A 24,358-nucleotide genomic window follows, 5' to 3' on the forward strand; every position below is an offset into this window, starting at 1 on the left:
GATTGCATTCTAGCCACGCAACAGTGGGGGAGGAAAGCATTGGAAAGCCAGCGAGCAGTGACGCGCTAGCACAGTTTGATCCCGCGATCGTTAGCGATTCACTGCAGGGCGGTGGCCAATTGTGCCGATCATTCCGGATGTTCGTAGGCAGGCGCGCTTTTTTGATTGCAGCTACTCACCAGAATTCAAGGATTGAATACCATGTCGCTGAGCAACCGCGCTGCCCTCTTGTTGATTGTCGCAGCAGCCGTCGCAATTCCGTCTGCATCTGCCCAGCCAGCAGCCAGCAAGGCTCAGGCGGCAATGAGCCAGGCCGCGCAACAGGGCAAGTACACGTTCGTCCTGTTCTATAAGCAAAATGATCCGGCCACGTCGACGATGAACACGACCCTCCAACAATCGTTGGCCAAGTATGCGAATGTGGCCGTGTTGACGTTTGTGCAGGTGGCCGATCCGAGTGAGCAGGCTTTGGTCGCCAAGTACGATGTGGCCCGCGCGCCCATGCCGATGTGCGTCGCCATTGCTCCGAATGGCGCGATGACGGGAATCTTTGCGCAGCAGCTTCAAGCACAGCATGTCGCCAACGCGATTGTCACGCCGACAATGATGCAGGTGATGCGGGCACTGCAGGACAATAAGTTGGCGTTTGTGACCGTGCATGGTTCGGGCAACCCGGTTGTGCCAGCTTCGCTACGTGAGTTCCAGAGCGATCCCCACTTCAGCGCGCGGATGGTGTCGCTGAGCATGAATGCTGCTGATCCCGCTGAAGCCAGGTTTGTGGCGGAAATGGAAGTCGATCCGCGGACGCCGGGAACTCACCTGTCGCTGCTTGCACCTCCAGGAGTATTGGTCGGTAAGTTCGCCGCGAACACGCCCAAGGCCACCATTGCCGCTGCCCTCGCCGAAGCCGGTAAGTGCTGCGACGACCCGAACTGCAAGCACCATCAACAACCCGGCCAGCAACAGCCCACGCAAGGGAACAATCAAGCTGCGACTCAGCGTGCCCCGGCCCGGTAGTGGTGTTTTCGCTCGTCGATCACATCGCTTCCTCAATCATCTGACTCGGGGTACGCACATGAATTTGCAAACATTGGTCTGGCGCGAAATGCGCGAGCGGCCGTGGGCGATGTTCACCAGCGCCACGGCAATCCTGCTTGGCGTGACGGCACTGGTGGCGATTCGCCACGTCACGGTTTTTTCGGAGAAGGAAGTTGGACGCAAGTTGGAATCGCTGGGAGCGAACCTGCTCGTTCTGCCGAAGGATGTCACGCTGCAAGATTACTATGCCGCGGATCTGAGCGAGCACACGCTGCCGGAATCGCACGTCGCGAGCATTCTCATAGCCAACTTGCCGGGCGTTGAACGCTTGTCGCCACGGCTTTGCACGGTCACCAAGATCGCCGGCCGCGATGCCACGCTGACAGGCATTCTGCCACAGGCGGAGTTCGCCAAGAAAGCCATTTGGCAATCGGCGGGGCTGTTTAGCAACAAGCATCAAGGTTGCACCAAGGCATCGCACGGTCCGAAGACCTACGATGCCGCGCCTGAGACTTTGGCCAGCAGTCGTTCGATCGATCAACTGAGAGGCAACGAAGCCGTCATTGGTGCCGACATCGCCGAGTTTGCCAAATTGAAAGCGGGGAGCAACCTGGTGATTCTCGGCGACCAGTTCAAGGTACTCGCTGTCCTGCCGCCGACAGGCACGATTGACGACACCCGCGTCTTCGCTCACCTGCACACCGTGCAAAGGCTCACGGAGGCTGGTGAAGTGGTGAACGCGATCGAAGTCATGGGCTGCTGCGAAGACGCTGCGGGCAATCTGGCTCCTTCGCTAGGCAAGCTGATGCCCGATGCGAAGGTTGTGACCATTTCTCAAGTGGTTTCGACCCAAGTTGGCGTGAATCAATTGATGAGCCAAATGAGCTGGTTCGTCTTTGGCATGCTGATTGTGATTGGCGGCGCGAGCGTGGCCAGCACGATCTCGGCCAATGTGCGCGAACGTCGCCGCGAAGTCGGAACGCTGCTCGCACTGGGCGCGACACCGCGACTCATCTCGCAGATCTTCCTGTTGAAAGCGTTGATCCTGGGTGTGACCGGCGCGGCTTGCGGAAGCTTGCTGGGCGTGGTCATTGCGATGGTGTTGGGAGCTTACTGGGCGGGAGTCACGGTGACTCCGCTGCCGGGCTTGATCGCTCTGGCCTCGGCTTCGGCCTTGCTGGCGACGCTGCTTGCCGCGTTGTGGCCCGCGCGGACTGCCGCGCGCCTCGATCCTTGCCTCTGCTTCCAGGAGATCTAACCATGTTTCAACTGACTGACGTGATGAAGCGCTATCGCCGGCGAGAAGAAGAAGTGGTGGCGTTTCGCACCAGCGACTTAAAGATCGCCAGCGGCGAGTACGTGGCGATCGTCGGACCCAGTGGCAGCGGCAAGACGACACTGTTATCGCTGCTCGGCGGCATGCTCTCGCCTGACAGCGGCAAAGTCGAGTTTCAGGGAGAATCGATTTACGATCTGCCGATTCAAGTGCGGACGAAACTACGCCGCTCGCAAATCGGCTTCGTCTTTCAGACGTTCAACCTGATTCCGTACCTAACCGCTCGCGAGAACGTGCAAGTCCCGCTCTACCTCGCCGGCATGAAGCCCGACGCTCAGCGCGAGCGCGCGGAAGCATTGCTCGAGCAAGTCGGCCTCTCTCAACGGCTGAATCATAAGCCGAGCGAAATGAGCACCGGCCAGCAACAACGCGTGGCCCTCGCCCGCACGCTCGCCAACTCGCCCAAGCTCATCCTCGCCGACGAGCCCACGGGCAATCTCGATCCCGACAGCAAAGCAGCAGTGATGAGCATCTTCACCCGCTTCGTCGCCGACGGCGGCACCATCGTGATGGTGACCCACGACCCCGCCTCAGCAGCCCAGGCCTCACGCCGGCTGCGAATTGTGGATGGGTTGATTCAGGAAGAGCCCGCGCTGCGGAAACGGGTGGCGTGATGCTTACTCAATGACGTACCAGCTGAATCCGTCTGCGGGAATGGTCACTGGGAGTTTTGCTTGCGATTGCTCATCCAGCGGATAGGGCTTGGCTTCGCCTTCCTGTTCATGGATATGAGCTTGGCCGGTGAGGCCAGTGTAGTACAGCGGGACGGTGAGGGTTTTGGTGACGGGATGTTGGAGGGGATTGAACACCAGCAGCATGCCGCGCTTGTGTTTGGGATCCACATGCAGGGTGTAATCCAGGCTGCGGCCATCGGGACGGCGCAGATGGATGATGTCTCCTTGGACCAGGTCGCGGTGCTTTTTGTACCAGGTCATCCATTTGAGGAGCATGGCTTTGGACTTGGGGCCGTCATACAGGCGATGCCCGCGCACCCACACTTGCGCTCCGGATGACATCATGGTGAAGAACATCCGTTCGTATCGATCCAGGTCTTTTTCCATGTCGCCATGCAGCATCTCGGTATTGAGATTGACCCAGCCCATGCTGGCGGTCTTGTGCCAGGTGCCGTCAAAAATATATTGACGATAGATGAGGGCCTGCAGGCCGATGTCGATGTTGTCGGTGGCTTCACGATAGCCCATACCGGTGCAGGTTTGGCCATTGAGCACATACCAGTCGGGAATGGTCAGGTACAAGTCGCGCTTCTGGCCTTCGTGCAGGATTTTGCACATCCACTTCCACTGCGCCCATTGGCTGGTGGTGTAGGCCGTGGAATTTCACCCCGACCCCAACCCCAAACCGGACGTGCAAGTTTCCAAGCATCCGGCTTTCCAGATGATTCTTCTCTCATATATCTCCCTTGGTTTTGAGCTTGTGACAACGCAGACACAAGGTCTGGATGTTGTTCAAGTCGTTTGCCATCGCGAGATTGGCAAAGCGGTTGACAGGTTCGATATGGTCCGCTTGCGAGGTCTTGGATGTAACCGCGACCGCGCAATGGCGGCATTGAAAGCCGTCGCGAACCAAAGCCTTCCACTTGAGGTCTCCGCTTCCTGGCCGGGGACGATCCGGGTAGACGAACGACGCCTCCCATTCATCATCCTCCGGGTATGGCTGTGGGCAGCCAGGTTGATACGGTTCCGGCGCCGGATAATAGAACGTCGAATCCGTATCTTGGAAGCGAACCAGCGTATGGTCTTCGTGAACACCGATGGTGTTGTGGAAGACATGCCGCCGGAGACACTGGGCAGTCGATATGTCGTTCTTCTGGCATATCGCCTTCGCCGCAATCCAGTAAGCCTTGTGGTCCAGCCTGTGGGCAACTTTTGGGAAGTTGTGGGCGATCTTGAAGTAGTTCGACCAGCCGCGAATGACGGCCGACGCATCATCAAGACGGACCGAGATGCTTACGCTCATTGGGCAGTAACGAAGGACTTCGCCCAAACGAGCCTGGATGCGGGTAATAGCCTTGCGGCCAACCCTGAGTCTGGGTACGAGACGCCCGGATCTGCCAACACCAACCTGGATGTTGAATCCGAGAAAATCGTACCCGTCTCTCACGTGGGTAATTCGGGTCTTGTCGGCCGACAGTTCTAACCCGCAGACTTTCCGAAGAAAGTCGCGGATTTCGTCCCGTAGCCTTTCCACTTGCTTTCGGGAGGCCCGTGTGAGACACACGCACCAATCGTCGGCATAGCGGGAGAACCGAACATTGGACAGGCCGCGAGCCCACCTCCTATTGCTGTCCTTACCGTGGAACCCCTTGGAATGAATGAACCAATCCAATTTGTTCAGCACGATATTGGCAAGTAGTGGTGAGGCCACGCCTCCCTGCGGAACCCCTTTCGTCGTCGGATGAACGACGCCATCAATTTCCACACCTGCTTTCAACAGAAGTTGAATCAGGGCGAGGAACTTGTTGTCGATCACCTTCTCCTTGATACACCGCAAGATCGCCTTGTGCGAGATTTCGTCAAAGCAAGCCTTGACGTCTCCCTCGATGACCCAGGTGAAGCCCGTCAACGCCAAATAGCGACAACGGGCTACCGCATGGTGCGTGCTCCGATTGGGCCGAAACCCATAAGAGCTGTCATGGAACTCGACCTCGAAAATGGGTTCCAACGCCATGCGTATTGCCTCTTGAACGATTTTGTCGCGTAGGCACGGGATTCCAAGCTGGCGCATTTTGCCGTTAGCCTTGGGAATTTCCACTCGCCGCAGCGGCAGAGGCCGATACGTACCGCGTTTCAACTCCAGACGTAGCTGTTCGAGACGGTACTCAAGGCTCTGAGCGAACCTGTGAGCCGTCACCCCATCCACGCCTGCTGCTTTGCCTCGGGAGCGTTTCAACACACGTTCACAGGCGGCTGCAATCCACGTGGGATTGTGTATCAGGTCCATCAGGTTCCGAATCCGGCCACCGTATGGGTTGGTCGGAAAGAGCGGTAAACTAGATTCCCTGTGTCGCCTGTGGGCCTGCGATTGCTCCCAGAGCCTACGTCGGACTTCGTCGATGTTCATTTGGAAGCCTCCAAATTAAAGAACACTTCAGTCATCCTCCACGAATCATCCTGCACCCCTTCGCCCTGTGGCCGGCTTTCCCGACCTCCGACTACTACGGGTGCTCCGCCACTCGGCTGCCTCATCGGCAGGTGCTTGGGTCGATCTTGCGACCGGCCTAGCCGTGTAACTGCCATACTCAGCCGAGCTTCCCTGGTTCCCTTGTTGGCACTCAAACGCATCCGTTTAGACTCTGACTTTTTCATACCCAACAGCGGGCTGCTGCTCCCCTAAACATCACGGGATACTTGGTTGGCCCGTGAATCGTTGGCACAGTTGCCATGGATCGCGAAACCGGAAAACAGAGCTTGCGATCGTTTAGGACACTCCCTATCCCGGTGTCCAATCCGGGCGGCTCTGATGTTGGCGGGAGTGTGGTTCAGATTTACCGAAGGTAATAGTCAGTTCCTTTCGTAGTCGTGCGGATGCTCTGGTTAGCAGGACTTCCAAGGCTACAGAGCGTTGCCAGTGTCCCACATTGTTGGGGTAGCTTTCTTGCCGACGAATTACACACTTCATCAACGTAACCCCTTAGCCACGGTGGCCGACCAAACGGCCACGGTCTTTCGACATTGCCAACAAGGCTTCCCGTGCGGGCTCATCGCTGAGCCAGCACCGATACATCAGGCGCACTCTTCCAGTCCCTTGTGGTGCGGATGATCGGTCGCGGCGCAGCAGTCGCCGTGGAAGGGGCCGTCGGGCTTGAAAGCGCGCATGCCCGCACCGTCGATGACTTTCCACATGTTGGTGAAATACATGTCGGCCCAGGCGCTGGCGCCGCAAGCGCTCTGGCCGAATGCGCTGCCGGGGGCTTTGGAAGCCGGATCGATGCAGTTGAAGTTGTCCTGACGCGATCCCCAGCCTTGCGAGGCCATCATCAACTGGTAGGCACCGACGCGGATGTCGTATTGTTTGGCGTAATCGCAGACGGTCTTCATCGCGGCGATGTTGCCCGGCGAAGCGTCGGCGTAGTTAAAGCTGCCCGGATGCTCCGGAGCTTGTAACTGCTCGAAGCCAATCTCATGCATCTGGTCGAGCAGGGGACCCAAATGTTTGATGTGATGCGAGGACGGCGCATGCACTTCAAACAGGTGCTCGTTGGATTGAGGCGCCAGGGTTTTGTAGAAGCGGCGCTGGGCCAGGAAGCGACGCTCGTCTTCTGTAGTGTCGTTCAGGATGGTGAAGGTGCGAAAGGCGTCGAACGATTCGCCCGGTTTGACTGTCCAATTGGGACCGGTCGGCGGAGTGCTGATCAGCAATGCGTTTTCGATGTCGCGCACGAAAATATCTTCGGCCGGATTGAGCGTCGCCATCGAGCCCCAGTTGGGGTCCCGTTTAAAACGAGTGGTTCCACCCCCGAGGTAGTACTCTTTGAACGGGGCCCGGGAGCCGGCTGCGTGGATGCCAAGGCCGCTGGATGTTTCTCGGAAGTTAGCAAGTGCGAACGAGTAATCGCTCTCTACATGCATCATTTTCGAGTTGGTCGGCTGCACGGCCAAATGTTCGCCTTCAAAGCTGGTCACCACGACTTCTTTGCTGGACTGGTTGCGCAAGGTGAACGTTTTCATCATCACCGGAATGCCATCGTAGATTTCATAATGCAGGTCGATGTGCAACCCTGCGAGGGCTGCGTTGTTTTCCGGAGGCGCAAATTCAAAGGTCACGCGGCGGCCAAGCGCTGGCCAGGGAATATCGATCGGCGCGTTGCACTTGGGCTTCCACTCATAGGGTTTGACGCAAGGGCCGACCTTCATGCCCGCCAGGCGGAACGATTTGCCGCTGGATTGCAGACGGTAGAACCAATCCGGCGTAATGAAGGCCTGGTCGAGCGCGCCGACGAGGCCGCCGATGTCCACCCATTGCCCATTGAGGCTGACCCGCGCTTCTGGCTTGATGGCGCGCACGAACTCGATGTCTTTATCGGCGCGGCGGAGACTGATGCAGCCGAGGTTGCCGTCGGTCACTAGGAAGGTGCGACTGACCAGGCCGTTGGTCAGCATGATTTGGGCGGGCTGGTTATCCTCTCCGGGAATGACTTGCACGGAGGCTGGGGTTTTGGCGGCGGCTACCAGCCAATCCTTGTCGTAGGCCCGTTCCGCGAACGCGTCTACCTTTTCGACACCGGGCGCTGTGGCGAGCCCTGTGATGAGTTTGGCCACCAGGGCCCGATCTGCATCTCGCAAAATCTTGGCTTGGGCGGTGTCCACCAGAAAGTCGGTGGCTCCTGCGAATTGGCCGGGCTTGAACGTCGAAACCCTCGCTTCCGCAATCCAGCCATTGAACGATTCTTTGCCTGGTGCCGAGGCACCCAAACTGAAGTTGTTCGCACCGCCGCCGCCGACGGGCAACTGGTTGGCGACTTTCTTGCCGTCGATCCAAGCCGAGGTGATGCCGCGATCGCGCACGATGGCCAAGTGCGTCCAGGTATTGGCTGTTACTTTCCCCAGATTAGTCCCGCCCACGCCGCCAATGAACAATTGCCATTGGTCGCCGCTTTGGACGATCAGAAAGCCGTTGCCGCCATTGCCATTGGCCAGCACGGTATGTAGGCCTTTGTCATTGACTTGAGTGGCGTAGGCCCAGGCTTCTACGACCCAATTGTCGCCGCGAACAAGATTCACCGGCGCGGCATAGCATAGGTTGGCATCTTCGAATTTGATGGATCCGGTATAAGCCAAGGAGCGGATCGCCGGCCCATTGGACATGACCTTCGGCTCGCCGTGGGATTTGAGCGCCGGCCCACCCTTGGCAAAACTTTCCAGCACTGCTGGTGCAGCCGTATCGCGGATCGCGCCCTCGTCCGACTTGAGGTGGTAATGGGCAATGGGCGTGGTTTCCGCCACGGCAGCGTGTGTTACGCACAAGGCCGCCAAGAAAGTCAAAGCCGTGGTCCGATGAAGGATTCGCATGGATGCTTGTTCTCGAAAACGTGGCGGGCAGGCAGGACTGAAGGCCGCAACCAAGAGTTTTAACCTGCGAAGCGAGCAAACCGCAAAAGGGGGGTGTCCAACAATCGGGTCGATTGTTGGACAGCGGTGTAAGTTTCGCTCGGGTTTGGCTGCAGGTTGGTGTCCAACAATGGGGCGGATGTTGGACGTTTAGGTGAGAATTGGGTACCGCAAATCGGCACCGCCGAAGTTGACCGCCGCTCGCGCGTTGCACAGCCAAGAAACGCAGAATGGCTGGTTCAGCACCAGCCATTGCGTCGTTGTCACGTTGTCGCGGACCGTCTCTGATTCTTCTGCTAGTCCCTAGACTCTAAGCTCTAGTTCCTAGCCCCCCATTTCCAGCAGTGGCTTAGTAGCCGCTGTCCATGCCCAGCCGCATTCGCAGTTGGTCGAACTCGTCGAAGTACTTGTCGTTCGACGAGTGGACGTGTTCGGCTTCGGTGATGAACTTGATCTGCTCATCGCACTTGATGCCAAAGCGTTTGAAGATTCGTTCGTAGTCGGCGAGCGGGTTGCCATAGACGATGAGCAGCTTGTGCTCGTCGAACTGGACTTCCTGCGGGATGCCGGGATTCAGCACCGCGAGGCCCGTGCAGCCGTCGTTCATAATCAGGTCTTCGTAGTCCCAGAGCGTGCTCTTGAGGACCGGCACATCGATGTGCTCGCGGTACAGATCCTCATGGCCGCCTTGGTCGCGATGGTGGCTGGTCTCGAGGACCACATCGACTTCGTGACCGAGCGGATCGATCAGTTCCATGAACAGATCGAACACGATCTCTCGCGAAGCGGCAGCCATCAGGACTGGCACTTTGCTTTTCGACTCTTCGTCGACGTATTGGTCGTGGCGATAACCGGCTTGCGGTACCACTTTTAAATCGTAACTAGGACGAACTGCGTCGGTGAGCATGAATTTGCCATACCGTTGCACGCCCAAGTGCGTTTCGAGTTCTTCTTCCGTAAGGCGCTCAAAACTGCTGTGGGTCGGAGCAGCTGGAGCACCTTCGTGAAACACGCCTCGAAAAAACCGCTTCAGGAAGCCCATCGTAATCCTCAGTCGTTACTGCTTCAGGTGAAACTCTCGCACGGCGAAAGCTTGGTCTCACCAATCGTAGGTTACAGAAAATGCCTCTCGGGGCTTGGCATTCTGAGGCTTCCAGGAGAAATGTTGCGGCGTAGGAATCATCGGTGCAATCGTCACAGGTGGACTCGGCAAAGGATTACGAATCGACGAACATCAGTGGGACTGGAGCCAATCCGCGCGAACCTGCCGATTAGTTGGTTTGTCGGGTTACTCACCTGGCGGGGTCAGCCCAAATGAGACCGGAGCAAGCAAAGGAAAAAGCGGTGGTCCGCACACGCCACAACTGCAGAACGCAGCCTTGGCGCTGTTAGTCCGCAACTCTACCCGCCGTTCAGTCCGAAGCTAGCAAAGCGTCGTGACTTAGCAGCAATTTCCCACCAGTGAGCGACTGGCGTAACAATCAGCGAGACTTGCACTTACGGGCAAGCTTCGCGGGTGCGCGAAGCTGGTCCGGCGATGCCGAAGTATCTGCCGCGAGTGGAGTCTGATTCGATATACTGCCGTACGAGGCAAATGGTTCGACTCATTTTTGCCGCTGCTGAGAAACCCTTTGCGACACTCGCGAGATCCGATGCGAAATCACTTCAAAGTCACGCTGTTTGTACTGGCCGCGGTCCTGGCGGGCTGTCAGCCCACGGCTGCGCCGCCAGCGATCAAGCCCGTGACGGGTCCGCTTGTAAGGCCTGCGCCGGTTACGGGGCCGATCACTTCGCCCACGGTCGAACCAAGTGGTCCGAGTGTCCAGCCAGTCAACCATGAAACGGCCTCGTCGGGCGAGCGCGAGGTTTGGTCGGTCTTCTATATGCAGGATCAGAGGGTTGGCTTTTCACATGTCGTCACGCGGCCGGTGCAGGATGGGGGACGGACGCTGTTGCACACGCATGGGCAATCGGAACTGACACTGAATCGCGAGGGGAGTGTGCTGACGCAGCGGATTGAATTGCAGACCTGGGAAACGCCCGAGGGCAAACTTGAGCGATTTCAATCGCGGCGAACATCGGGGCCAGGCGAAATCGTCACGCAGGGCAAGCGCCTGGGCGCGATGATGCTGGTCGCTACCGAGTCCCTCGGCAAGCGCGAAACGAAACCAGTTCCATTTGCCGAGAATTGCGGAGGCTATTTCGCCGCGGAACAATCGCTGGAGCGGTCACCGCTCAAAGCGGGCGAGAGCCGCACGGTCCCAAGTTTGGTTCCGGTCATCGATCAGCAAGGCGAAATCATTCTGACCGCACTAGGCGAAGAAGAAGTCTCGATTCGCGGCCTCACCCAGCAACTGATGAAAGTGAAAAGCGATATCAAAATCGCCGGTCAAACGCTGACGACGTTCTGCTGGATCGATAGTCGGGGACAAACTCTCAAGACGTTCGACCCCAGCTTTAAACAGGAAGCTTATAAGACGACTCGCGAGTTCGCGCTGGCGAAAGAAGACCTCGGCAAGATCGATCTGTTGGCTGTGACAACGGTGCCGTTAACGGGAAAGCTGCGAGATGTTCGCCCACTCTTCGAAGCCACTTATGTGGCCAAACTCAAAGGCGACAAGATTGCCAATCATTTTGCGAACGACGAGTTTCAGCAAGTGACCAAGGTCGACGACCACACAGTCAGGCTGACGATCGCCGAACTCGACCGCCTTAGCCCCGTGAATCGTGAGCGGCTCAGCGAACCACCGACACCCGAAGATTCAGCCCCGAATAGCCTGGTGCAAAGCGATGACGCTGCCATTGTGCGGCTGGCAAACTCGTTGGCCGGCGATAGAACCGAACCGTTCCAGGTTGCTTTGGCCCTCGCCAAGGGAACGCGGGCCCACATCAGCAAGCGGACCTACGCCCAGGCATTTGCCACTGCTGCGGAAGTGGTGCGGACGCAAGAAGGAGATTGCACCGAGCACGCGGTGTTACTTGCTGCACTTTGCCGGGCGAGAAAAATTCCCGCTCGCGTTGTTTTGGGGCTCGTTTATTATCCACCGCAGAAGGGCTTTGCGTATCATATGTGGAATGAAGTTTGGGTCGGCAATCGCTGGTTCCCCCTCGACGCCACGGTCGTCCAGGGGACAGTCGGGGCCGATCATATTAAACTGAGACACGCGAGTTTGCATGGCGAGTCGGCTTACGCGGTGATGTTACCGCTGCTGCAGGTTGTCGGCCGTTTGGAGTTGGAGGTCGTCGAAGTCGAGTGAATCAAGCTACCCTGTCGCAATTGCCGGACGAGCCCGCTCCGATTCTTCCTGCCGTGCAACCCACGCTCCGCAGCAAGCGCCTCCGCTTGCGCCCATTCGATATTTCCGATGCTCGCGTCGTGCAACTTTTGGCCGGCGATAAGGAAGTCGCTCATAACACCAGGCTAATCCCGCACCCTTATCCGGACGGCCTGGCCGAAGCCTGGATTACCTCGCTCCCCGCGATTTACGAAGCGGGCAAAGGCGTCTCGTTCGCGATCACGCTTCCCGCTGGCGATGTAATCGGCAGCATCGGCCTGATGATCAACAGCGTCGATAACCACGCCGAGATGGGCTACTGGGTTGGCCGCCCTTATTGGAATCACGGCTACTGCACCGAAGCGGCCCAGGCCGTTTTGAAGTACGCCTTCGACAAACTCAAGCTCGAACGAGTGTTCGCGAACTACTTGGCCCGCAATCCTGCCTCCGGTCGCGTGCTGTCGAAACTTGGCATGACTCAGGAAGGCTGCTTTCGCTCGCACCGCTTCAAACACGGGCAGTACGAAGACCTGATTGTCTGCGGTGTGCTGAGGAAAGAATTTGCGGCGAAGAAGAGTTAGCTGGGGTGCCAGCCGTTCCTTCGCTAGTCATCAGCAACATTGACTCTCCACTGCAGCCGTGCGAATCTGATCGGATGGCTCGTTATTTTCTCATCTGCTCTTTTCTGGTGATTGTCGCACATTGGTCTGCGCACAATCTCTGCGCGCAAAGTCCGAAACCTTCGGCACCGAAAACACTTGGCGCTTGGAAGCTAGAAGAGTTGCTCCTCAAAGATGGGAAGGTCTACAAGGGGGTCGTGCAGGACGAGCGCGAGTACGATCTTGACTTTGCCGAGATCATGCAGCCTGCGGGCAAGCCAATGTATGGCGTGTTGCGGTGGGTGAATAAGCGCGAAGTTCTGAAGTTGACCAAGTTGCCCAAAGAAGAGCATGAGGAACTATTGCAGCGGTTCGAGCAGTTTCGGAATCGCACGGTGATTGAAGCGGGCCGTATGGAAGAACTGCTACTCAAGCAGGACGAGGTCGGCGGCAAGCTGCATCACCTTTACGATGGGCCGTGGTTCCGCGTCGATAGCACTACGGACGAAGAGACCACGCGCCGCTGCGTGGTGCGCATCGAACAAATCTTTCGTGCTTATCGCATGGTTCTGCCGCCCAAAGGACGACCGCCGGAACCCCTGACCGTTCGACTGTTCGGTTCGCTCGATGAATATCGCGCCGAACTACGGCGGATGAAGTTGAACATCAAGAACCCGGCATTCTATTCCACTCGTCAGCGGACGATTCTTGCCGGCAGCGATCTTAATACTTATGCCGAGCACTTGACCGAAATTCGTAGCCACCACGAAGAGTTGCGCAAGACGTGGCAAAAGTTCGACGTCGATTTCCAGCGTGAAACGGCCCGCATTATTGGCGACCTAAAAACAGCGAAGTTCACGACCGACGAAATCAATGCCGAGATACGGCTCCGCAAAGCTCGCTGGAACGAGCAACTCGTCGCCCAGTTCAACACGATTACCGAACAGGATCGTCGCAACGATGGCAAGTTCGCCGAGGTCACTGCGCAGATGTTCGCGCAGTTGTATCACGAGGCCTTTCATGCTTGGATCGACAACTTTGTCTATGCGAGTTCACGGCAGAACGTCCCTCGCTGGCTGAACGAAGGCCTGGCGCAAGTGTTCGAAAGCGGCAAGCTCGACGGTCAATCATTGCGGCTCGATTCACCTTCTGCAGTTCAACTTGCCGTGCTGCAAGAGGAACTGCGTCGGCGACCGCAGCCGCTGGAAGATATGCTGGCAGATGAGAACTTGCCGTTTCTCGATGGACACGTGCAGGACGCCCAGCGGGCCGATCGCAACTATGCGTATGCTTGGGGTCTTGCCTGGTATCTGACGTTTCACGAGCAGAAGTTGGCAGGCCATGCGCTCGATCGCTACGTGTCTGAAGACTCCAGGCAATTCACTCCGGTGGAACGGTTCGAAAAGTTCACCGGCAAAAAGCTAGCGCCGTTCGAGACAGACTGGCGTCGAGCGATGCTGGAGTTAAGGGTGCCAAAGTAGGCGGACATGCATCCTACATATTGAACTGGCAGCCGAAGACGTAGTAGAGGCCGACGCGTGGTTCGTTGCCCCAGGCGTCGTTGAGCGTCGTTTCGTTCATCATCATTAAGTAGGTCTCGACCATCGGCGTCCAGTGCCGGCTTGCTTTGATTAAGCTGCGGGTGTTGGTCTGGTCTTGTTGCCGGATGCCAATCTGCTCGGGGAAGTATTGGCCAATGTTCGCCACGAGCGTCCATTTGGGACCGGTGTATTGCAGGTTCACGTAGTAACCCATTCCGTACATAGGTTCCCAGGGACCTTTGTTGACGTCGCGATAATACAAGCTGCGTCCCCAAAAGATGTTGTCGAGCGGATAGGGCCGCCGCATTCCGTATTGGTCATAGATCACTTCACCCGAAAGGCTCCAGCGTTCGTTGCGAACCATGGCATCGAGGCCGACATGGCCGTTGTAGAGCTTTTGGTCTTCTGAGCCGACGCCGTCTTGAATCTTGACTGACGCTCCCGTGGCCAACCAGCCAAAGTCGTTCCCCACACGGGCCACCAGCGCCTTCGACGAGTTAGTATCACCTTCCAGGCCGCCGTTGGTCAGCGCCACGGCAATATCCCAACCTGCGGGTTTGTATTCGAGCAAAGCACCGGTTTCACGATAAAGAATGGCTTCGGAGCGAATGAAGGGCGAGTCGTCGAAATTGTTGCGATAGAGCGGATAGTAAAAGCGGCCGAATGGCGTTTGGAATTTGCCTACCGTTGCCCGCCAGTCTCCCCACGCCGCGGCGAGTCGCAATTGCGAGATTTGAAACTGGTCGATATCGAAGTTATGGGCGTACGACCAGCGCCAAGGCGACTCCTGGTAGATGTTTCGTTCGAACCGCTGATTGAGGAACAACTCGGTGTCGAACTGATAGAGCCAATCGCCACATTGTCGTTGGACGCCTGCGTTGACAACTCCCTCGACGAGAAACGTCGCTTCCAATCCGGTGAACTCAATCCGCTGATCGTTGTAATAGTAAGCCCGGGCCTTGCCGTTGGCGTAATACGAATAAGCATCTTCGCCCATCGGGTCAGTGGGGAGTCCCAGGTGATCGGGGTGGTACTCTGTCGATTCGCCGTAGGCAGGCATTGACGGAAGCTGTTCAGGAAACGCCCCGGTTGGCTCGTGGATCACGGACAGATCGTCGTAGGCAGCACTGCTGCCAAGGTTGCCGGGCCAAGCTGGCTGTTGCGCTGAGCTAGCATCTACGAACGCCAGCCCAAGGCAGGCAACCACTAGCCAACAGAGAGAACAAGGCGTTTTATTCGACAATTGGGCCACGGCACTGATCCTTACGGGTTCTTAAGATTTCCACCCATAACGGTTGTTTCGACCCATGCGGACGGCACAATCAGTTCGCGAGGAACAGGCGGCATGATGTGCATTACCAACAGTCTTTCGCTAGCGAGCAAACCTTGCCGGGCTTGCCTGTTTTACAGCCCGCATTTTGGGCTCCATTGCGCGTCGCGAAACCTCGTGAAACTGGCGCTTTCTGGACTGACGGGCACGCCACTTCCCGGGCGGCGGTTGTTCATTAGCTTGTGCATTAACCAACTCCATCCTGGATTTGCCACCAGCGCTATCCTGGCGCTTGCAACAGGCTCGCGCGGACACCATGATTGGAGACTTGCAACTTGCTCCTACCTCCCGCCTGGAATACTCCTCATGCAAACGAAGTTCATGTTCACCATCCTGTTGTGCACGCTGGTTTTCGTGGTGGCAGGGCAGGGTAGAGGTCAGGAACCAGATGCGAAGCTGTTTGCGTCGCTCGCCGAACGGGCGAAGGGCGCGGAGTACTCACTCTTCAATGGCCAGAACCTGCAGGGTTGGAAAGCACTGACCTGCGAGGTGGTGGTCGAAGACGGCAAGCTGGTCATCGCTGGCGGTAATGGAGTGCTGCGGACGGAGCATCGCTATCAAGACTTTGTGCTGGAATTGGAGTACAAGCCGCGCAAGGGAGAGAAGTACGACAGCGGAATCTACTTTCGCGCCGAAGAGCCGGCGATGGGCAAGCCTTTTCCCGATCGCTTTCAAGTCAATCTGAAGCAAGGGGACGAACTGAACCTGATTCGTTTTCCCAAGGCCCGCAGCAGCGGATTGATTAAGGCGGGCGACTGGAACCAGGTGAAGCTGACCGTAATCGGCGAGCACGCGACCATGGAGATTAACGGCAAGCAGGCCTGGTCGACCGACGGCGTTGAAGTGAAGGACGGTTATCTCGGCTTGCAGGTCGAAGTGCCGCTAGGTGGGCAGTTTGAGTTTCGGAATATCAAAGTGAAGGAAATCGGCTATCTGCCTTTGTTCAACGGCAAGGATCTGGCGGGCTGGGAAGGAGCCGGTCAAGAGGCCAGTGCTTGCTGGCAAGTGGAAGATGGCTTGCTGATGTGCACCGGCAAGAAGGGACCGTGGTTACGCACCAAGGAGCAATACGGCGACTTCAATCTGCGACTGGAGTACAAGTTGAAGGCTGGCGGCAACTCGGGTGTGTACGTGCGGGTGCCGGAAAACGGCAATCATCACGGCAAAGATGCGGGTGTCGAAATTCAAGTTCTCGACGATCACGCTCCCAAATACAAAAACTTGAAAGACTATCAGTTCACCGGCAGCGTGTACGCCGTTGCTCCCGCGAAAGAGCACGTCGGTCGCGAAGCGGGCGAGTGGAATTCGCTGGAGATCGATTGCCAGGGGACTCGTTACCGCATCACCCACAACGGCATCGTCATCTTAAACGCCGATGTCGAGGAATATCCAGGATTGAAAGAACGCCTGACCAGCGGCTTTTTAGGCCTGCAGAATCACAGCGAAGCTGTCTGGTACCGGAATGTGCGGATCAAGAAGTAGGTTCGCTGGATTGCAGTGAGCCGGAAGCGTCAGCGCCCGGAGGGCTCACCGCCGCAGCTGCAAATACTCTCCGGGCGCTGACGCTTCCGGCTCAGGAGTTTACTTCTCCAACGTTTCCCAGCGCGCGAAGGCGGCGGTGAGTTGGTCTTCGAGCGATTTAAGATTGGCCTGTTCCGCGGCGATGCGGTCAGCCGGCTGTTTGTAGAATTCAGGCTGAGCAAGCGTGGCGTGGAGTTCGGCGATTTTGCTTTCCAGCTGTTCGATCTTCGCTGGAAGTCCGTCGAGTTCCTTTTGCTCCTTGTAAGAGAGTTTTCTCTTCGGTGCGGCAGGAGTCGAGGAACTTGTCTTAGCCCCGGCAGAGGTTGAGGTTGCTGCCCGTGCTTTCTCGGCCTCGCGTTCGAGCCGGCTGGCTCGCTGACGTTGCCAGTCGTCGTAGCCCCCGACGTACTCTTTCACGTTGCCGTCTTCAAAGACGAGCGTGCTGCCCACGACGTTGTTCAAAAATTCGCGATCGTGACTAACCAGCAACACCGTACCAGAGAACTCAACGAGTCGCTCTTCGAGCAACTCAAGCGTTTCGGCATCGAGGTCGTTCGTCGGTTCGTCGAGGACAATCACATTGGCGGGTTTGGTGAAGAGCTTGGCAAGCAGTACGCGATTCCGTTCACCACCGGAAAGGAACTTGACGAGTGTGCGCGAGCGCTCGGGCGTGAAGAGAAAATCTTGCAGATAACCGATGACGTGCCGGCTACCACCTTCCCAGCGGATGGTGTCGTTCCCATCGCCGACGCTTTGCTGCACGGTTTCATCTTCGCGCAGCTGATGCCGCAACTGATCGAAGTAAGCGATTTCCAAGTTGGTGCCGAGTCGCACGTTTCCTGTTTGTGGTTGCAGTTGACCAAGCAGGATGCGGAGGAGTGTGGTCTTGCCGGCACCATTGGGACCGATAATGCCAATCTTATCGCCGCGCATGATCATGGTTGAGAAGTCCTGCACGACGGGCTTATCGCCATAGGCGAAGGTCACATCCTTGACGTCCGCCACCAAAGCCCCACTGCGCTGCGCCTCTTGAATGACAAGTTCTACCTTGCCGGTCTTCTCTTGTCGTTCGCTTCGACTGCGGCGCATTCGTTCGAGCGCGCGGACGCGTCCCTCGTTGCGCGTGCGGCGCGCTTTGACGCCGGTGCGGATCCAGACTTCTTCCTCCGCCAGTTTCTTATCGAAGAGGGCGTTTTGCTTCTCTTCGGCGGCGAGGGCATCTTCCTTGCGCTTGAGGAAGGTATCGTAGTCGCAACTCCAGTCGAACAGCCGGCCGCGATCGACCTCCAGAATGCGCGTAGCTAACTTGCGGAGGAACATCCGGTCGTGCGTCACAAAAATGAGCGTGGCGTTCCAGCGGGCGAGAAATTCTTCCAGCCATGTGATTGAAGTGACGTCCAGGTGATTCGTCGGTTCATCCAGGAGCAGCAAGTCGGGCTTTGAAACAAGCGCCCGGGCGAGTAGGACGCGGCGCTTCATGCCGGTCGATAGCGTGCGAAACTCGGCCTCGATGGGCAACTGCATTTCGGCGACTAGTTGTTCCAGGCGCTGTTCCACTTGCCATTCGGGCTCATGATCTTCCCCCGTCTCTTTTACGCCGCTGGCAATCACGTCGTGCACGCGCCCGCTGATTTCCGGGGGCACATCTTGGGGCAATAACGACATTTTGAAGCCCGGCGCATAGAGGACTTCGCCGGCATCGGGCTGTACTTCACCCGTCAAAATGCGAATGAACGTGGTTTTGCCCGCGCCGTTGCGGCCAAGCAAGCCGATGCGCTGGCCCGCATCGATCTGGCAGTTGACTCCATCCAGCAGCAGCGGTCCCCGATAACCGATGCGTAAATCCCGAACCGTAACAAGCGGCATAACGTCAATAACAAGAAGGTCGGAGAAAGCCCGAAGGCGGAAAGCACCGGATTATACCGCACAACCGGAACTTGCGGAGGAACCAACAGCCCAGGGTTTGCCCGGGCACTGTTTATGACCTAGGCATTGTAGCCCGCGGATGCGCCCCACATGGTGCTGCAGCCGCGCGGTCCCACCCGCCTACATCCTTCGCGCCTGCGAACCCACCGATGATCGAACCACAAGCCATCTGGCAAACGCTGGACTTTGTTAAGCAAGCCCTCTGGCGTCACCGCACGCTCGCAATCGGTACGACCTTTTGCCTGCTCGGACTGACAACCATTGGCGTTTTAATGCTGCCGAAGTCGTACTTGTCTGAAGCCAAGCTGTTCGTACGCTTTGGCCGCGAGAATCAACTCGACCCCACCGCCTCGACCGGGCAAGCAATCTCGATCAACGAGACGCGAGAAAGCGAAATCAACTCGTTGCAAGAGATCCTGCGCAGCCGGGCCATGCTCGACCGCGTGGTGAGCGAACTGGGCCCCCAATACATTCTGGAAGGCAAAGATCTGGGGCCAGAAGTGAAGGTGACGACGGTTGGCAACGACCGCTCGACGACGCGTTCCGAGGGGAATGAATACACTTCCCAAGAAACGTCGGAGGGAACTCCTTCCCGCGCCCACCAACTGGCGGTGCAGAAGCTGGAAAAAGATCTGGAGATTTTCTCGCCACGTAAAACGACGATCATTGCCGTAAGAGCCAAGGCCAAGAATCCCGAAATTGCGCAACGAATTGTCTCCAAACTGGTGGAGACCTATCTCGATGAACACGTCCGCGTACATCGCACGCCCGGTTCGTTCGAGTTCTTCGAGAGTCAGACCAACTCATTCCAGGATCAATGGAAATTGGCTGCCAATGACTTGCAGAAGTTCAAGACCACGATGGGAATTGTGACCATCGACGGTAAGCGGACGCAGCTGCAGTTGCAGATCAGCGATCTTGAACAACGACTGCTGGCGGCTGAGTCGGAAGTCACTTCGTCGGAAGCTCGCATTGTGTCCTTGAAGTCGGCGATCCGCCTATTGCCTGAATTCATTGCCTCGCAAAAGGTGCAGCAGCCGAGCGTGGCGATGGAAGGCATGAAGCAGACGCTGTTTCAGTTGCAAAGCCGCGAACAGGAACTCCGCTCGAAGATGACGCCGAATCATCCGATGGTGATTGCCGTGCAGCATCAAATGGAAGACCTGCAACAGATTCTGGGCGAACACGATGTGAATAGCGTGCAACAGACGCACGTGATCAATCCGGCGCGGCAGACGCTCGAACTCGACTTGCTCAAAGAGCAGTCGCAGGTTGATTCGCTGGCTGGGCGAATTGCTTCGCTCAAATCACAACAAGCGGCTTTTTACGTCGCCCTCGGCGAGTTGAATACCGACGAAGTGAAGCTGGCGAATTTGCAGCGAGACATGGATCTGGCAGAGAACCGCTACCGCAGCTACTCCGAAAAACTGGAACAAGCACGCATCAATCGCTCGCTCGACGAAGAACGCATCAGCAGCTTGAGCATCTTTCAGCCGGCGACTTACGCGATTCAACCGCAGGGTCCGCGCAAGCTGATGATTATCGCGCTGGGTGGTTTTGTAGCGATTGGCGGCGGCCTGATTCTGGCTTTGGCCATGGCCTGGTTTAACCCGGTGTTGCTCAGTGCTGAATTGATCCAACGCCAATTGCAACTTCCCGTGCTCGGCACCGTGGCAATGCACTAACGAAGAACGACCGTGAAGGGCGTCAGGGAGCGTTCCCTGGCAATGATGGGACTAATGGGCATAATCGGAAGAACCGCCAACGAGCGGTTTTTGGGCGGCAAACCCTGCGAAACGGTATGGGCATGACCTATTGTTTCGTAGGCGAAAACTTCGCCCGCAATCGTTAGTCCCCCAGAAACGGTGCATCCGTGAATCAACTTCAACTCAGTTCGACGATGATTGCTTCGGCTGACGGCTTAGAACGCGCTGCCGATTCATATTGGTCAGCTCCCATCACGCCGGTGGTACGCAAGCCAGCGCGCGATCCGCGGTTTGTCGAGAAAACAGCCCGTGGCGTGGCCGTGGCACTGAACGAAATCTGCGGCTCTTGTCAGCGCACCGGGTTTGGCATCTTGATGTATCATCGGGTAATCGACACAGTACCCGGTCAGCCGCGACCCACCTGGAACGTGACCCCCGCGCAGTTCGAAGAACAGCTGAGTGGCCTGCTCAAACGCGGCTACGATCCGTGGCCTTTGCATCGCGTGCTGGAGCATCACGAGAAGCAATGGACCATTCCGCGCCGCGTGTTTGTCGTTACGTTCGATGATGGTTACCAAAACAACTTCACCCGAGCGTTCCCGATTTTGCAGAAGTTGCGCGTGCCGGCGACAATCTTCCTGGCGACGCGCTACCTCGATTCCGACGAGAACTTTCCGAACGACGACTGGCTGTTGAGCGGTTCCGCAGAGGCTTCGCCTGAAGCCTGGCGGCCGATGACGACCGACGAATGTCGGCAATTGCAAAAGTCTGGACTGGTCGAACTCGGTGCTCACACGCATTCGCATGACGACTATCGTGGCCGCCCCGACTACTTCCGCGCCGACTTGCAGCATTGCTGCGAAGTGCTGCGCGAGAAGTTCGGCATCGAGCGGCCGACGTTTGCCTTTCCTTATGGCACCAAGAACAACGGCTTCGCCGGCCCGGACCTGGTTCAGGCGGCGCGCGAGACCGACGTCTGCTGCAGTCTGACGACCGAAGCCGAAATCATTACCGCCCAGACGGATCCCTTCGATTGGGGCCGGCTGGTGGCGGAAGACATCGATACCTCGACGACCCTGGCTGCCAAACTGGGTGGCTGGATTTCTGCGGCGCGAAAAGTGAAGCACTTTATCAAGGGTTTGCGCGGCGGAAAGAAATCGACCGGCGACGACAACTCAGACTCTACTCCGGAGCGATCGAGCGCTGCCGATTGATGGCTAGTCCATCAACCGGCCCAAGCGCTCTGCAGCACGCATGAGCAACTTGCCGACCACCCAATCTGTTGCTCTTGATGTGCCGCAAACTGCTGGCCGGATTAGTCGTATCACGATCTTGCTCAAGCGACTCGCCAGCAGCAAGCTGCTGCAAAGCAGTGGGCTCTCGATCTTCGATCAAGCGATTGTCAGTGGCACCAGCTTCGTCACTAGCGTGATTCTCGGCCGCTGTGCGGGGCGCGAAGATCTCGGCATTTACTATCTGGCGTTAAGCATTGTGCTGCTGGTGCGCGGCTTGCAGGAACAGTTGGTTTCTGCACCTTACATGATTTATTGCTCGCGCCAGACAAAGGCCGATCAGCCCCGCTATGCGGCGAGTTCGCTGCTTCATCAGTGCTTGATTTCGCTGTTTGCCGTCGTGGGACTCGCGCTCGTCGCGGTAATGGGCTGGGGACCAGCGGGCATTCAGCAGACGATGTTCTTGCTGGTTTGTGCCGCTCCCTTGTTGTGGATGCGGGAGTACGTTCGGCAGCTGTCGTTTGCTCATCTCGATGTCCGTGCTGCGATCGTTACCGACGCGACCATTGCAGTTACGCAACTCGGCGGTCTCGCTTACCTGGCCTGGCTCGGTGAACTGAATGTTGGCTCTGCGATTGCTGTGATGGGAATTTGCTGTGGACTGGCGAGCGTGGCCTGGCTGGCCAGTGGCCGACAGAAGTTCACACTCTCGTGGTCGGCCGCTTGGGTCGATTGGTGCCACAACTGGACATTCAGTCGTTGGGCCTTGGCCAGTCACATCTTGGCGTGTTCGGCTCCGTACATTTTGCCTTGGGTTGTGGCTGCAACTCATGGCGAACGTGAAACGGGCACACTGGGCGCGTGCGCGACGCTGGTCGGACTGTCGAATATGTTCTTGATCGGGCTGGCGAATTATCTCAGCCCCAAAGCGGCGCGGGCTTATGCGGAGCAAGGGTTGCCCGAATTGAAACGAGTCCTGCGGCAGACGGCGATCATGTTCGTCGCCGGATTAGGATCGATGTCGGTCTGTGCCTTCATTGGCGGGCATCACGTTGCTGCGTTGGTTTATGGTCCCGAGTTTATCGACACGCGCTGGATCATTGGTGTTCTATCGCTCAGTGTGCTCGCGAATAGTTTGGGTGTGACCGCAGGAAATGGCTTGTGGGCGTTGGAGCGTCCGAGCGCTAGTTTCTTTGCCGACTTGTGCTCGCTGATTGTCACGATCATTGCTACGGCCTCGCTGGTACCGGCCTTTGGACCACTCGGAGCGGCGATTGCAGGATTAACTGGCACCGCCAGCGATGCGGTCATTCGCGGCTGGACGCTGCGGCGTACGATGCGTGAATTTGAACATTTGCCGAACATCTCTGCGGGAGGCTCGGCATGAGTTCCCCCGCAGTTGCACCTCGGCCCATCGCCGACTTCATTCCTGCGCAGGCGTGCGCGGTGGCGACTTCCGAGAAGAAGTGGCTATTTGGACTGTCCCCCACGTTTTGGTATGCGGCCATCGCCATTTGGTTTGGCGTGTTCCTCAACGAGCACAATTTGTTCTTCTCTCAGATGGAAGACTTCGCGCACGGCGAAGATCATCTGCTCGATGGCGTTGGCGGTGGCAACGTGCTGCGCCGCATGACGTTCTTCTGGTTGGGGGGCATCGGACTCGCGCTCCTAATTGGTTCGAATCAAACACCCTGGAAAGTGAAGCCACTGCTAGCGCTCACCTTTTGTTTGCCGCTTGTCTGGGCCTGGACCAGCATTCTGTGGTCGATCGATCCCGGCATGTGCTTACGGCGTTTGATCGTTCGCACTTGCTGCGCGGTGGCCGCGGTGGGTATCGGTCGCATGTTCACGCTGCGCGAGCTTTGTTGGCTAGCCGTGGTGGTGATGGGTGGCTGTATTGGCGTCGGTGTGCTCGCCGAGATCGGGCTGGGGACCTTCAGGCCGTGGGCCGGCGGCTATCGATTTAGTGGTACCCAGCATCCGAATCCTCAAGGGATGTACCTGGCGGCCTGGTGCTTTGCCTCAATCTCGCTCGCCTGGAACGAACGTAAATATCGCGTGCTGCTGATCGGCTGTGCCCTGGCCGGACTAACTTTATTGGTGCTGACCAAGTCACGCAGTGCGACTGCCGCGCTGGTAATAACGGCGGCAGCGGTTTTGCTGTTGCAAACGACATTGCGATTTAAGCTGTTCGCGGGACTGAGCGGCGGCTGGTTACTGGCTGCGTTAATTCTGGCGATCTGGTTGCTCCAAATCGACGCCTTGCGCCAGTTGGGCGAGGCCGTTTTGATGGGTCGTAAGGAAGAAGCGGACACGCTGAGTGGTCGTAACTTCATTTGGCCGCTGGCCCAGCACTTCATCGATAAACGTCCCTGGTTCGGTCACGGGTTTGAATCGTTCTGGACCGCCGACCACGTGCAGTTCATTGCAGACGAGCTACAGTTTCCTGTCGTCGAAGCGCATAACGGCTATTTGGAAGTGATGCTCAGTACCGGTCGTATCGGCCTGGGATTGCACTTGCTGGCGGTGTTCGCCGGCATTGCAGCTGCTGCACGCACGCTGTGGAAGACCAACGATCCGGCCTGCGGTTTCATCACCGCGGTGCTGATTTATTCACTTCTGAGCGCCTGTTTCGAGTCGACGATGTTTGGCATTTTCTTCGTCACGCTGGCCGCCTGGTCGGGCGTGGCCCATCTGGCCTTTGGTGGCCGAGAAGAAGAATCGTGTCCTGAAGAGCAGCCGATTGCAGTGCCTAATCAGCCGCGGTCGGCCTTGAACTGAATCAC

Annotated in this window: 17 protein-coding genes; 11 read left to right on the plus strand and 6 right to left on the minus strand. The window is 57.5% G+C overall.

The genetic code is table 11. From position 1 onward, the window contains the following. Positions 1-201: 201 nt before the first annotated feature. The 3 genes from ETAA8_RS11575 to ETAA8_RS11585 are packed head-to-tail and all read left to right on the plus strand — an operon-like array spanning position 202 to position 2,988. Complete coding sequence (locus tag ETAA8_RS11575; protein WP_145088171.1) at positions 202-1,017, plus strand: hypothetical protein; 816 nt, start codon at positions 202-204, stop codon at positions 1,015-1,017. Between the two features lie 58 nt (positions 1,018-1,075). Then, on the plus strand, positions 1,076-2,296 hold the full coding sequence (locus ETAA8_RS11580) for an ABC transporter permease (RefSeq protein WP_145088172.1): 1,221 nt from the start codon (positions 1,076-1,078) through the stop codon (positions 2,294-2,296). Positions 2,297-2,298: 2 nt separating this feature from the next. Then, positions 2,299-2,988, plus strand: a complete 690-nt coding sequence (locus tag ETAA8_RS11585) for an ABC transporter ATP-binding protein (RefSeq protein ID WP_145088173.1) — start codon at positions 2,299-2,301, stop codon at positions 2,986-2,988. Positions 2,989-2,991: 3 nt separating this feature from the next. Here the strand turns inward: ETAA8_RS11585 and ETAA8_RS11590 are convergent, their stop codons facing one another. The 4 genes from ETAA8_RS11590 to ETAA8_RS11605 all read right to left on the minus strand — a co-directional run bounded on the left by ETAA8_RS11590 (position 2,992) and on the right by ETAA8_RS11605 (position 9,484). After that, complete coding sequence (locus ETAA8_RS11590) at positions 2,992-3,666, minus strand: hypothetical protein (RefSeq protein WP_145088174.1); 675 nt, start codon at positions 3,664-3,666, stop codon at positions 2,992-2,994. Between the two features lie 115 nt (positions 3,667-3,781). Beyond that, the gene (gene ltrA / locus ETAA8_RS11595; RefSeq protein WP_202921773.1) at positions 3,782-5,335 is read right to left on the minus strand and encodes a group II intron reverse transcriptase/maturase; all 1,554 of its coding nucleotides are present in this window, start codon (positions 5,333-5,335) and stop codon (positions 3,782-3,784) included. A gap of 782 nt (positions 5,336-6,117) precedes the next feature. Next, positions 6,118-8,403 (minus strand): LamG domain-containing protein, encoded by a 2,286-nt coding sequence (locus ETAA8_RS11600; RefSeq protein WP_145088176.1) that lies wholly within the window; start codon positions 8,401-8,403, stop codon positions 6,118-6,120. 388 nt (positions 8,404-8,791) lie between these two features. Next, entirely contained in the window at positions 8,792-9,484 is a 693-nt protein-coding gene (locus ETAA8_RS11605; RefSeq protein ID WP_145088177.1) for a hypothetical protein, read from the minus strand. A 610-nt stretch (positions 9,485-10,094) separates the two neighbouring features. Here ETAA8_RS11605 and ETAA8_RS11610 point away from each other — a divergent pair. The 3 genes from ETAA8_RS11610 to ETAA8_RS11620 all read left to right on the plus strand — a co-directional run bounded on the left by ETAA8_RS11610 (position 10,095) and on the right by ETAA8_RS11620 (position 13,797). After that, positions 10,095-11,699, plus strand: coding sequence for a transglutaminase-like domain-containing protein (locus ETAA8_RS11610; protein ID WP_145088178.1), 1,605 nt, complete (start codon positions 10,095-10,097; stop codon positions 11,697-11,699). Beyond that, positions 11,696-12,298, plus strand: coding sequence for a GNAT family N-acetyltransferase (locus tag ETAA8_RS11615; protein ID WP_202921774.1), 603 nt, complete (start codon positions 11,696-11,698; stop codon positions 12,296-12,298). Before ETAA8_RS11610 ends, ETAA8_RS11615 begins: the two co-directional genes overlap by 4 nt. 74 nt (positions 12,299-12,372) lie before the next feature. Next, on the plus strand, positions 12,373-13,797 hold the full coding sequence (locus ETAA8_RS11620) for a DUF1570 domain-containing protein (protein WP_145088179.1): 1,425 nt from the start codon (positions 12,373-12,375) through the stop codon (positions 13,795-13,797). Positions 13,798-13,810: 13 nt separating this feature from the next. Here ETAA8_RS11620 and ETAA8_RS11625 read toward each other — a convergent pair whose 3' ends face one another. After that, on the minus strand, positions 13,811-14,962 hold the full coding sequence (locus ETAA8_RS11625; protein ID WP_145088180.1) for a hypothetical protein: 1,152 nt from the start codon (positions 14,960-14,962) through the stop codon (positions 13,811-13,813). A gap of 531 nt (positions 14,963-15,493) precedes the next feature. On the opposite strand from ETAA8_RS11625, the gene ETAA8_RS11630 reads away from it, so the two are divergent. Continuing rightward, the gene (locus ETAA8_RS11630; protein WP_202921775.1) at positions 15,494-16,669 is read left to right on the plus strand and encodes a 3-keto-disaccharide hydrolase; all 1,176 of its coding nucleotides are present in this window, start codon (positions 15,494-15,496) and stop codon (positions 16,667-16,669) included. Between the two features lie 99 nt (positions 16,670-16,768). On the opposite strand, the gene ETAA8_RS11635 is transcribed toward ETAA8_RS11630, so the two are convergent. Continuing rightward, a complete protein-coding gene (locus tag ETAA8_RS11635) occupies positions 16,769-18,574 on the minus strand; it encodes an ATP-binding cassette domain-containing protein (RefSeq protein ID WP_145088182.1) in 1,806 nt (601 codons plus the stop codon). A 209-nt stretch (positions 18,575-18,783) separates the two neighbouring features. Between ETAA8_RS11635 and ETAA8_RS11640 the strand changes: the two genes are divergently transcribed. The 4 genes from ETAA8_RS11640 (at position 18,784) to ETAA8_RS11655 (ending at position 24,353) form a co-directional block, all read left to right on the plus strand. Continuing rightward, positions 18,784-20,319, plus strand: coding sequence for a GumC family protein (locus tag ETAA8_RS11640; protein WP_145088183.1), 1,536 nt, complete (start codon positions 18,784-18,786; stop codon positions 20,317-20,319). 188 nt (positions 20,320-20,507) lie between these two features. Then, entirely contained in the window at positions 20,508-21,554 is a 1,047-nt protein-coding gene (locus ETAA8_RS11645; RefSeq protein WP_145088184.1) for a polysaccharide deacetylase family protein, read from the plus strand. A gap of 40 nt (positions 21,555-21,594) precedes the next feature. Next, a complete protein-coding gene (locus tag ETAA8_RS11650; RefSeq protein WP_145088185.1) occupies positions 21,595-22,959 on the plus strand; it encodes a lipopolysaccharide biosynthesis protein in 1,365 nt (454 codons plus the stop codon). Beyond that, positions 22,956-24,353, plus strand: coding sequence for an O-antigen ligase family protein (locus ETAA8_RS11655; protein ID WP_145088186.1), 1,398 nt, complete (start codon positions 22,956-22,958; stop codon positions 24,351-24,353). The genes ETAA8_RS11650 and ETAA8_RS11655 overlap by 4 nt, the downstream gene beginning before the upstream one ends. The last annotated feature ends 5 nt before the right edge of the window (positions 24,354-24,358 follow it).

Origin of the sequence: Anatilimnocola aggregata (assembly GCF_007747655.1) — a bacterium.
In the GTDB taxonomy this organism is placed as follows: Bacteria; Planctomycetota; Planctomycetia; order Pirellulales; family Pirellulaceae; genus Anatilimnocola; species Anatilimnocola aggregata.

Bases quoted from the DNA above. Each gene is read 5' to 3' on its own strand.
- ETAA8_RS11575 (WP_145088171.1), top strand. From the start codon at position 202: ATGTCGCTGAGCAACCGCGCTGCCCTCTTGTTGATTGTCGCAGCAGCC.
- ETAA8_RS11580 (WP_145088172.1), top strand. From the start codon at position 1,076: ATGAATTTGCAAACATTGGTCTGGCGCGAAATGCGCGAGCGGCCGTGG.
- ETAA8_RS11585 (WP_145088173.1), top strand. From the start codon at position 2,299: ATGTTTCAACTGACTGACGTGATGAAGCGCTATCGCCGGCGAGAAGAA.
- ETAA8_RS11590 (WP_145088174.1), bottom strand. From the start codon at position 3,666: ATGTGCAAAATCCTGCACGAAGGCCAGAAGCGCGACTTGTACCTGACC.
- ltrA (WP_202921773.1), bottom strand. From the start codon at position 5,335: ATGGACCTGATACACAATCCCACGTGGATTGCAGCCGCCTGTGAACGT.
- ETAA8_RS11600 (WP_145088176.1), bottom strand. From the start codon at position 8,403: ATGCGAATCCTTCATCGGACCACGGCTTTGACTTTCTTGGCGGCCTTG.
- ETAA8_RS11605 (WP_145088177.1), bottom strand. From the start codon at position 9,484: ATGGGCTTCCTGAAGCGGTTTTTTCGAGGCGTGTTTCACGAAGGTGCT.
- ETAA8_RS11610 (WP_145088178.1), top strand. From the start codon at position 10,095: ATGCGAAATCACTTCAAAGTCACGCTGTTTGTACTGGCCGCGGTCCTG.
- ETAA8_RS11620 (WP_145088179.1), top strand. From the start codon at position 12,373: ATGGCTCGTTATTTTCTCATCTGCTCTTTTCTGGTGATTGTCGCACAT.
- ETAA8_RS11630 (WP_202921775.1), top strand. From the start codon at position 15,494: ATGCAAACGAAGTTCATGTTCACCATCCTGTTGTGCACGCTGGTTTTC.
- ETAA8_RS11635 (WP_145088182.1), bottom strand. From the start codon at position 18,574: ATGCCGCTTGTTACGGTTCGGGATTTACGCATCGGTTATCGGGGACCG.
- ETAA8_RS11640 (WP_145088183.1), top strand. From the start codon at position 18,784: ATGATCGAACCACAAGCCATCTGGCAAACGCTGGACTTTGTTAAGCAA.
- ETAA8_RS11650 (WP_145088185.1), top strand. From the start codon at position 21,595: ATGAGCAACTTGCCGACCACCCAATCTGTTGCTCTTGATGTGCCGCAA.
- ETAA8_RS11655 (WP_145088186.1), top strand. From the start codon at position 22,956: ATGAGTTCCCCCGCAGTTGCACCTCGGCCCATCGCCGACTTCATTCCT.